3 protein-coding genes are annotated in these 11,505 nt (G+C 36.7%); all 3 read left to right on the top strand.

Features of this window, described 5'->3' with window-relative positions; all coding sequences use genetic code 11:
- Nucleotides 1–205 precede the first annotated feature (205 nt).
- The 3 genes from JK636_RS23575 (at nucleotide 206) to JK636_RS06635 (ending at nucleotide 11,344) form a co-directional block, all read left to right on the top strand.
- Nucleotides 206–6,955 carry a 5'-nucleotidase C-terminal domain-containing protein gene (locus JK636_RS23575; protein WP_202748050.1) on the top strand — a complete coding sequence of 2,250 codons (6,750 nt, stop codon included), beginning with the start codon at nucleotides 206–208 and terminating at the stop codon, nucleotides 6,953–6,955.
- Nucleotides 6,956–7,028: 73 nt separating this feature from the next.
- On the top strand, nucleotides 7,029–9,710 hold the full coding sequence (locus JK636_RS06640) for an Ig-like domain-containing protein (RefSeq protein ID WP_202748049.1): 2,682 nt from the start codon (nucleotides 7,029–7,031) through the stop codon (nucleotides 9,708–9,710).
- Nucleotides 9,711–9,904: 194 nt separating this feature from the next.
- Nucleotides 9,905–11,344, top strand: a complete 1,440-nt coding sequence (locus JK636_RS06635) for a DEAD/DEAH box helicase (protein ID WP_202748048.1) — start codon at nucleotides 9,905–9,907, stop codon at nucleotides 11,342–11,344.
- Nucleotides 11,345–11,505: the final 161 nt, after the last annotated feature.

The raw sequence follows: 11,505 nt of genomic DNA, 5'->3' as shown, positions 1-11,505 counted from the left end.
ATGTAATATTAATAAAAATTGAAATAAATATACTTACAATATATGGAATTATTATAATGATAAAGCAATAAAATATTAGTACCTTAAAAACTGAATAGAAGGGAGGTTTATCTATTCAATTCTTAAAAATGACATCATGATCCTTGCGCAATAAACTATAATTTTAAGGTATAACTCAAAGAGTTATATAATGGGGGGAATTTAATTGATAAAAACGAAAAAGTTTAAAATTCTCAGCTGGGTAATGACACTTGCTTTGATTATTTCAAACTTTATAGGAATGGGGCCGTTGCAGATTGCTAAGGCGGAAACTCTAACTGTATTAAATGAAGGATTTGACGGAGTTACAAATGTAGCACCAGCTAACTGGACATTTATCGGCACTGTAGGTACCTATACTACTACAGGAAACTATGGCAAGACATCACCATCACTCAAATTTGCAGCAAGTAATAATCAGTTAGTATCTCCAAGTTTTAATTTAACATCACAAGCTGCTTTATCCTTTTGGATAAAAGGGCAAAGCACTGATACCAATTCTCATTTATTTGTGGAAAAGTCAGATGGAACTACTTGGTCATCAGTTGAAGATATTAAGCCATTACCTACTACTGGTACCACTAAGACTTACATCTTGGATAGTTCTACAAAGCAAATAAGATTCACATATACAAAGTCAGTTGGTAATTTATCACTTGATGATGTGGTTATAACACAAGAGGCTGTGTCAGCACCTGTAAACGTTACAGGAGCAACTTTAGATAAAAACACCCTAAGCCTTAAACCGGGCGAAACTTCTCAGCTAACAGCAACAGTATTACCTTCAAATGCCAGCAATAAAAATATTACCTGGTCTACAGATAATCCGGCTGTAGCAATAGTAACTAACGGGTTAGTTAAAGGTGTTAGCGAAGGAAAAGCTACAATAACAGCAACTACTGAAGATGGCGGCTTTAAATCTTTATGTGTAGTGACTGTTACTGCTAATGCACCTCCAACAAACAAAACCTTTGATATAGTAGAAATCACAGATTTTCATGGACAACTTCTTGATTCTACAAATACTAAGCCTGTAGGAGCAGGACTTGCATACTTAGTTAAGCAAGTTAAGGCTTCAAATCCGGACAGAACACTTATAATTGGCGGTGGAGACTTATATCAAGGAACACCAACATCAAATGTGTTGCAAGGTGTACCCGTTCAACAAGTTATGTCAAATATCGGCATGGAGGTAACAGCTCTTGGAAACCATGAGTTTGACTGGGGACTTAATACGATTATAAATAAAACCATGACTGGTGCCAACTATGAAATAGTCAGCGCAAACATGTATAATAAGGGAACAAACACAAGAACATTTAATCCTTATAAGATAGTAACTAAGGATGGAGTAAGGATAGCTGTAATAGGTGCTATTTTAAAAGATGCTCCAACGATAATTCTTCCTGCTAATGTTAAAGATTATGATTTCAGGGATGTAGCAACAGAAGTTAATGCTGCAGCCAAAGAAATCAGAGATAATAATAAAGCTGATATAGTTCTGGCAGTTATACACGACGGTGGAGATTCATTAAACACCATAGTAAATAACTTGCACGGAGTAGATGCAGTGTTTGGAGGACATACTCATACTACTTATGATGGTGTAAACAAAGATGCTGATGGAAAAGACGTTCCTACTCTAAATGCAGCTTCAAGCGGAAAAGGCTATATTGATTTCAAAATAACTATGGATGGTACTACAAAGGCTCTTACCTACTCAAGCAAAGGCAGCAATTGGAACTCGTTTACTGCTACGACTACATCACCAACAGATCCTGATTGCAAGAAGATAGTTGACGACGCTAGTGCTGCACTTCTGCCTATATTCAACGAAGTGATTGGTCATGATGACGTTGCCTATACTAAGGATCAGGTTGATTCACCCTATGGAGAGTCGCAGCTTGGAAACTGGATGGCCGATGTTGTTAAAAACTATGCAAATGCCGATGTAGGTATGGTTAATAACGGTGGGATAAGATTGAGCCCTGTACCTGCTGGAGACATAACTGTTGGTACAATATTCAATCTTATGCCTTTTGACAATACTGTTTGCAACGTAACCATGACAGGTGCTCAATTGAAGTATTTGCTTGAGCAGGCTGTTCAGGATAATGGAAAAGGAATTCAAATTTCTGGTGTTAAGTTCGTATATGACTCAACAAAGCCATCCTATAAACCAGCAGTAGTTGCTGCTGATGGAACAATAACTTCACCTGAAGTACTTGGACAAAGAGTTCAGAGTATAACTAGAGAAAGTGATAATACACCAGTAAAGGATGCAGATATTCTAAAGGTTGCCGCTCCAGATTTCGTAGCAACTGGCGGAGATACTTTCACAGGCTTCCTAGTGCCTTCAATAGCTTCTACTCTTGTAGATTCACATTACACAGTTAGAGATGCACTTAATGCTGATGTAAGAGCAAAGGACAAAATAACTGTTGTTATGAATAATAGAATAGATAATCAAATGGCGGTTGTAGCTCCTACAGCTATGAGCATAGCAGAAGCTAGAACAACAACTAAGACAGCAGTTATTCTAACAGGAACAGTTTCTGCAGTTAATGGCTATAACGTATTTATGCAGGATGATACCGCTGGAATATGTGTTTACAACTCAGGCGGTAAGGTATTCAGTGCTAAGAAGGGTGATAAGATTAAAGTAACAGGTAACTTGTCAACTTTCAACGGCCTGTTAGAGGTAACACCCACATCAGCTGCTAACGTTGTTTTAGTAAGTTCTGGAAATGCCGTAGCTCCAAAAGTAGTTACAGTAAATGGTGTTACTAACCAGATTCAAGGTCAGTTAGTTCAATTAAAGGGCCTGACCATCGACAGCATAGACAATGCTGGCGCTACAATGGCACATGATTCAACTGGAAGTATCAATATATACAAGATGCCGACAGTGACTGGTCTTGTTGTTGGAGATGTAGTTGACGTAACAGGTGCAGTTACCTGCTATGGAACAACTATGGAACTGGCAGTTGATAGTGCTGCAGATGTTGTAAAAACTACCCAAGCACCAACTGGAGCTACTATATCAATAATAGGAACCTCAGACCTTCATGGAGCAATATATCCAATGGATTATAATACAGGTGCTGCAACTAATGTAGGACTTGCTAGAATCTCCACATACATGAATAATCTAAGAGCATCAAATCCTTATACAATGCTTATAGACAATGGAGATACAATCCAAGGAACTCCTCTTGTTTATTACTATAATATGATCGATAAAACTGCGGAATATCCTATGATGAAGGTTATGGGCGCAATGCACTACGATTCATGGACACTTGGAAACCATGAATTCAATTATGGTTTAGAAACTTTAAACAGAGTTATAGCTGATGCAAATAAAAACAATATTACTGTTTTATCAGCAAATACCTATAACAATGCTGATAATACTAATTTTGTTAGACCATACTACTATAAAGATTTAGTAGTAAATGGTCACAGAACAAGAGTAGGTATTCTTGGACTAACAACTAAGACAATACCAAGCTGGGAAGATCCGGCACATTATGCAGGTTTACAGTTCAATGACCTAGTGGCTGAGGCTCAGAAATGGGTTCCAGTTATGAGAAATACTGAAAAGTGTGATGTTGTTATAGTAGCTGCTCATACTGGAGTAAGTGGTGCAAGCGACACAATTCCAGAAAATCAAGCTGATTTAATAGCTAAGCAGGTTTCTGGTATTGATGCTATACTAGCTGGTCATGCACATGCAGGAAAAACTTACACTTATGGTAACCCTGATGGCAAGAATGTAACCATCGTTGAACCTAAAAATGGCGACGGCATATTCAGCAGAATAGACCTGAACATTGATGCACAGGGAAATTACACTGGACTTAGTGCATACAATGTTGATACTTCTAAGGATAACACCTTGGTTGCAGATCCTAATATACTATCACTAGCTAAGCCATACCAGGACGCAACCCTTGCTTATACAAATACAGTAATAGGAAAGTCTACTGGAGAATTCACAGGAGCAGGACAGACAACTGGGCCAACTGCTATCATGGAACTTATAAATAAGGTTCAAACTAGCGCAGCAGGATCAGAGCTTTCAATAGCAGCTCCACTGAGTGCTTCAGCAAGAATTCCTCAGGGTGATATCAAGAGACAGGATATCATGGGAGTATATGTTTACGAAAACTTCCTCTTTGGAGTAAACATGACTGGAAAGCAGCTTAAAAATTGGATGGAGTGGTCAGTAAGATATTATAAGCAGACAGCTGGTGCAGGCGATTCTATAGTTAAGGATCCGGTACTAAATATCGCTGATTACAACCTTGACCAATTATACGGTGCAACCTATGATATAGACCTGTCACAACCAGCATGCACAGCTGATGCAAGTGGGTTAGTAGTTTCAGGCAACAGAATAAAGAATCTTAGAGTTAACGGTAAGTTAGTAAATGATACAGATACTTTCAAGGTTGCTATAAATAACTACAGATACAACGGCGGCGGCGGCTTCATGGCAGCAGCAGGCTTGATACCAGGAAGTGCTGCAACTACAGCTGCAACCTACTATGATTCAGCTAAGGCTCTTGGTGATGATGGACAGGTAAGAAACATGATGTTCAAATACGTTCAGGATAACGGAACAATATCTCCAACTAACAGCAATAACTGGAAGATTAGTACTACGCCTGTAGCACAAGCTAAGCCAGAAACAATTTCAATAGTAGGAACATCAGATCTTCATGGAGCAATATATCCAATGGATTACAATACCGGTGCAGCAGCAAATGTTGGTCTTGCTAGAATTTCCACATATATGAACAACTTAAGAGCAGCAAATCCAAATACAATGCTCATAGACAACGGAGATACAATCCAGGGAACTCCACTTGTTTACTACTATAATATGATTGATAAAACAGCTGAGTATCCTATGATGAAGGTTATGGGTGCTATGCATTATGATTCATGGACGCTTGGAAACCATGAATTCAACTATGGCTTAGAGACCTTAAACAGAGTTATAGCTGATGCTTATAAAAATAATATTAGCGTATTGTCAGCAAACACTTATAAAACTGCAGATAATTCAAACTTCGTAAATCCTTATTTCATAAAGACATTCACTATAAATGGGAAAACTTTAAAAGTTGGTGTGCTTGGTTTAACAACTAAGACAATACCAAGTTGGGAAGATCCAGCACATTATGCAGGATTACAATTTAACGACCTAGTAACCGAAGCTCAGAAATGGGTTCCAGTAATGAGAAATACAGAAAAGTGTGATGTAGTAATAGTTGCCGCACATACAGGAGTAAGTGGTGCAAGTGATACAATTCCAGAAAATCAAGCAGATCTTATAGCTAAAAATGTTTCAGGGATAGATGCCATTCTTGCAGGTCATGCTCATGCAGGAAAAACTTACACATACACTAACCCTGATGGCAGGAATGTAACTATCGTTGAACCTAAGAATGGTGATGGAATATTCAGCCAGATAGACATTAGTATTGACGTAGATGGAAATTTAGCAGGAATAAATGCAAAGAATGTAGATACATCAAAAGATAATACATTAGTTGCAGACCCAGCTATACTTGCAGTAGCTCAGCCATATCAAGATAAGACGCTCGAATATACAAATACTGTAATAGGAAAGTCAACTGGAGAATTCACAGGCGCAGGACAGACAACTGGACCAACTGCTATCATGGAACTTATAAACAAGGTTCAAACTAGCGCAGCAGGATCAGAGCTTTCAATAGCAGCTCCATTAAGTGCTTCAGCAAGAATTCCTCAGGGTGATATCAAGAGACAGGATATCATGGGAGTATATGTTTACGAAAACTTCCTCTTTGGAGTAAACATGACTGGAAAGCAGCTTAAAAACTGGATGGAATGGTCAGTAAGATATTACAAACAAACAACAAATGCAAGTGATCCAATAGTTAAGGATCCAGTATTAAATATCGCTGATTACAATCTTGATCAATTGTATGGAGCAATCTATGATATAGACTTATCACAACCAGCTTGTACAACTGACTCAACAGGACTAGTAGTATCAGGCAGCAGAATAAAGAATCTCAAGTTCAACGGAAAATTGGTTAAGGATACAGATGTATTTAAGGTTGCTATCAATAACTATAGATACAACGGCGGCGGCGGCTTCATGGCAGCAGCAGGCTTGATACCAGGAAGTGCTGCAACCACAGCTGCAACCTACTATGACTCAGCTAAGGCTCTTGGAGATGACGGACAGGTAAGAAATATGATGTTCAAGTATGTTCAAGATAATGGAACAATATCTCCAACTAACAGCAATAACTGGAAGATTAGTGCTACACCAGTGACTAATGTGGTTCCAGTAACAGGAGTTAAGCTTGATAAAACTTTAATAACAATAAAAACAGGAACTACTGCTGCTTTAGTTGCTTCTGTTAATCCAGATAATGCGACAAATAAGAAGGTTGCTTGGAAGAGCAGCAATGAATCTATTGCAACAGTTGATGATAATGGTGTGGTAACTGGAATTCTTCCTGGAACAGCTATTATTACAGCAACAACTGAAGACGGTGGATACACTGCAAAAGCAAATGTAGAAGTTCAGAAAGTAGCAGTTAAGTCAGTTAAGTTAAATAGCAGTTCTATTATAATGACCAGCAGTCAGACAAGTAAGCTTATAGCTGCGATAAATCCAAGTAATGCGACCTTTAAGGATGTCATTTGGACAATTCAAGATAATAGTATTGCTCAAATAAAAGGTATAGGAAATACAGCTACAATTACACCAGTGCATTTTGGAACAACTACTGTAACTGTAAGAACTGTAGATGGTAACTTTACTGATAGTTGTAAGATTATAGTTCTTCCAAGCCTTGCAGGAAAGCTTACAGCTTTAACACAAGCGGAAGCTTTACTCGTAAACTAAACTTAAGTTTATAGAGCACAGCCTAAAAAAAGCTGTGCTCTTTATACAAAATATAAAATGTAAGGAGAAAAACATGAAAAATAGGAACTTTAAAAAGATAAATGCAATAGTTCTATCAATATTTTTAGTAATTCTACAGTTAAGCGGGTTATCCTTTACAAAAGCTATACAAGCTAGTGCTGAAGCTGCAGCACCTTATCAATGGAATAATACAATTCCAGAAAAGAAACCAGCAGAAGGATCTAAAAATAACGGTAAGCTGGTTCTATTTGATAATTCACATCAAAATACAGCTGGTCAGGCAGACTGGGTATTAGATGGAGGTTTTTCAGATTTTGCAGATGCTTTAGTAAAAGAGGGCTACACTGTAAGGGAATATAGAGGAATTGATAAGGATAAGGATGGAGCAATAAGGTTTTTCGATGACAGAAGCTTGAAGGCTGAGGAAGAGGGAACACAAACGGATAAAAATGAAGCGATAATAACCTATGATGCCATAAAGGATGCAGATGTTTTTGTAACTGCAGAAGCAAACAGACCATTAAGGTTTTCAGAAAGAGAAGCTTTAAAAAAGTTTGTTGATTCAGGTAAGGGTATTTATTTTATAGGTGATCACTATAATGCGGACAGAAATTGCAATACTTGGGACGGCACTGAAGTTTATAATGGATACAATAGATTTGATGGAAGTCAATATATTATGGATGGTCTTTATGGAGATATGAGAAATCCTAAAGATGGGACCAAAGGCTGGCTTTCAGAAAACTTTGGACTGCGCTTTAGATTTAATGCAATTGATTTTAAAAGCGGCGCAACAGGAGTTAAGCCAGAAGGTGAGACAGAAGGCTTAACAAAAGGTGTTTCTCCAGTATTAATGGCTGCAAGTTCAACTCTTGCTATAACAAATCCTAATATAGCAAAGGGAATAGTTTATCTTTCAAACACTGATAAGGCTGCAAAATGGGGAAGTGCTGTAGACAAAGGAATTTACTTTGGAGGAGAAAATGAAGGAGCATATGTTGCTATATCAAAGCCAAGTGCTGGAAGGGCTGCCTTCATAGGAGATTCTTCACCTATAGAAGATGCTACAGCAAAATATAAAAATGAAAAGGACGGCTCAACAAAATCACTTCATGCAGGCTGGACAAGTGCAGGTAATGCAGCTCAACTTTCTATTAATATTGTTAATTGGCTTTCTGATTCTAGTATTAGCTATGTTGGTTTTGGAAATGGTGGTCATACAAAAGGCATAGCAACACCTACACCTATGGCTTTAGAAGAAATGACAGATCCTGATAAAGGAGCACCTTGGAGTAATCCAACTGTAGATTCTTGGAATACTGATAATTATGCAGCAGGTTCATATGGAGCACCTTTTGGTACAGCAACTGGAGGTGGAGGAACAACCCCGCCTGCAAGTGGAAGCCCTATTTTAACTTTAGCTCCTATATATATTTATGGCAGTGAACCTTTTGCTGTGATTATAGGTGGAACAGTAACTAATCCACAGCTTGGAATTTACTATAGAAATGGAGGAACTCAAGTAGGTGCAATTAAACAAGATGGAGTATGGTCTGCAGGAAATGCATATGCAACAGTAAATGGAACTCCGCCAATAGCTGTAACTGCAAAGGCAACTAAGCTTCCAAATGATGGTCAAATGGGAATAAGAGCAAGAGTTTCTGGAAACAGCAGTAAGGCTGATACACTATATGTTACTTCCATGAGTTCTGGCTATGGATTTATAGAAGGAACAGTGACAGCAGAAACTGGAGATGCAGCAGCAGTTATCGATGGTGAGGACATAATAGGAACTGCACAGGTTGAAACAGATAAAAAAGTAAAAATTGCAGTTAAAGAAGGAGCAAATTATAGTATAAGTATTTATGGTAAGAATGGAGAAAAGAAAACAGATTTACCAGGAACGTATAAAGTTACAGCTGGACAAAGTACTAATATAGTACAAGAAATAAAAGTAACGGGTATAAGCTTAAATAAATCTGAAGTTAAAGCAGCTGTTGGAAGTGAATTTAATTTATCAGCGACAGTTACTCCGGATAATGCTTCAAATAAAAAAGTAATTTGGACAACAAGTAATCAAGATGTAGCAACTGTTACAAACGGATTAGTGAAGCTTAATAATGCAGGGAAAGCGATTATTACAGCTGCAGCAGAAGATGGCGGATATACTGCGACATGTAATGTAACAGCTTATGTGCCAGTAGCTGGAGTTGAACTTAATAAAAATGCACTAACCATAAAACAAAATGAAAGCGAAACCTTAATAGCAAAGGTGCTTCCGGAAAACGCTGAAAACAAAGGTGTAAAATTTACAAGCAGCAATACTGAGGTTGCTTATGTAGATATAGATGGAAAGGTGACAGGAAAAACAGTCGGTTCAGCAACTATCACAGTTACAACTGATGAAGGCGGTTATACAGCATCAGCTGTTGTAAATGTAGAAGCTGTTCCAGTAGAAAACGTAGCAGTAAAGTCAGTTAAGCTTAATAAACATTCTTTGATAATGACAAGTAAACAGACATCTAAGCTAATAGCTAATATAAATCCTGAAAATGCAACAAACAAAAACTTGGTTTGGACTATAGATAATTCAAATTTAGCCGATATAAAAGCTAAAGACAATACTTTAGTAATATCAGCAAAACGCTTTGGAGTTACCACTATTACTGTTAAAACAGAAGATGGAGGTTTTGTAGACAGCTGTCAAATTATTATATTGCCTAGCTTATATTAAGATTATAATATGGACTATAGAAGTAAATTATATAAGTATACTTTTATAGCCCATATTATTTTGCTTTAATAACAAAAGACTATTATAATAATATAGTTGTGGTTAACGTAAAAGAGAGTTATTGTGATTTATATGAATTTATATTTAATAAATGTCAATTATATTATTAAGACTAAACTAATGAGGTATAAAAAATGAATGATTTTAAAGATTATAATTTAAGTGAAGAAATTCTTAAGGCATTAAATTTACTGGGTTTTAAAAATCCAACCAAAGTCCAGGAGGAAGTAATTGCTCTCGCACTTTTAAATAAAGATCTAGTAGTAAAATCCAAAACAGGAAGCGGCAAAACAGGTGCTTTTGGAATCCCTATTTGCAGCAACATAGATCTAGAGGTTAAAAACCCTAAAGCTCTTATTTTGACACCCACGAGAGAACTATGTGTACAGGTTAAAGAGGACATAACTAACTTTGGGAGATTCAAAAGGATAAGATGCGCAGCTGTATTTGGGAAACAGCCTGTAGAAGTTCAAGTAAGAGAACTTAAACAAAGAGTACATGTAGTTGTAGGCACACCTGGAAGAACTAAAGATCTTATAGACAGAAACTATTTATCTGTTGAGGAAATAAAATACTTAGTTATCGACGAGGCTGATAAAATGCTTAATATGGGCTTTATTGATCAAGTAGAGGAAATTATAAAGCTTCTTCCTAAAAACAGAGTTACCATGCTGTTTTCTGCAACAATGCCAGAGGAAATTGAAAGCTTGTGTCAAAAGTATATGATTAATCCAGAAAAAATCGAAATAGAAACTGATAATGAATCAAAAAACAATATTGAACAAGTGTTGTATGAAGTAGATGAGAAATTTAAGTTTGAACTTCTTAAGAGAATAATGTATATAGAAAACCCAGACAGCTGCATTATATTTTGCAGTACAAAGGAAAATGTAGATAAGGTATATGAAAAGCTGCAGGATACAGGCGTGAAGGTTGAAAGACTCCATGGCGGACTAATGCAGGAAGACAGGCTAAAGGTGATGAACAGTTTTAAGAAAGGAGAGTTTAGATTTCTAGCAGCTACAGATGTTGCTGCTAGAGGAATTGATGTTGAAAGCCTATCACTTATTGTTAATTATGATGTGCCAGTAGAAAAAGAAAGCTATGTGCATAGAATAGGAAGAACGGGACGTGCAGGAAAGAAGGGGAAGGCAGTAACTTTTAAGATATCTGCAGAAAACAGATATCTTAAAGAAATTGAAGATTATTTAGCTTATGAAATACCAAGAGGCAAAATTCCAACAGAAGATGAAGCGGATAACGCTAAAAAATCCTTTGATGAAAAGAATTCACAAAAGCCTCAGATAAAAGCCGATAAAGGTGCTAAGCTAAATAAAGAAATAACTAAGCTTTATATTGGTGCTGGAAAAAAGAAAAAGCTAAGAGCAGGAGATATTGTTGGAGCAATCACAAGCATTCAGGGGGTAAGCCCAGATAATATCGGTATTATAGACATTCAGGATAACCATTCCTATGTAGATATTTTAGATGGAAAGGGTAATTTAGTATTAGAAGGACTGAAAAGCGCTACTATAAAAGGTAAGAGCATTAAAGTAGAAAAAGCTGCTAAATAATTTCAAATAACTATTGAATAATATTTTGAAACATGGTAATATTAATAAGTAGTAAAAATTATGTTGATTTTTACTACAAGATTTAAATTGAAACAACAGTTCCTCTTTTATAGGAATCCATTGTTATCTAATTTTTAAATCTAAAATTTTTTATAAGGAGG

Origin of the sequence: Clostridium rhizosphaerae (assembly GCF_016765585.1) — a bacterium.
GTDB classification, from domain to species: Bacteria; Bacillota; Clostridia; order Clostridiales; family Clostridiaceae; genus Clostridium_AT; species Clostridium_AT rhizosphaerae.
Note: the sequence above shows the minus strand (reverse complement) of the source record. Positions and strands in the feature narration are given on the sequence as shown.

What these genes read in the sequence shown, in the direction of transcription:
- JK636_RS06640 (WP_202748049.1), top strand. Translation starts at nt 7,029, where the DNA reads ATGAAAAATAGGAACTTTAAAAAGATAAATGCAATAGTTCTATCAATA.
- JK636_RS06635 (WP_202748048.1), top strand. Translation starts at nt 9,905, where the DNA reads ATGAATGATTTTAAAGATTATAATTTAAGTGAAGAAATTCTTAAGGCA.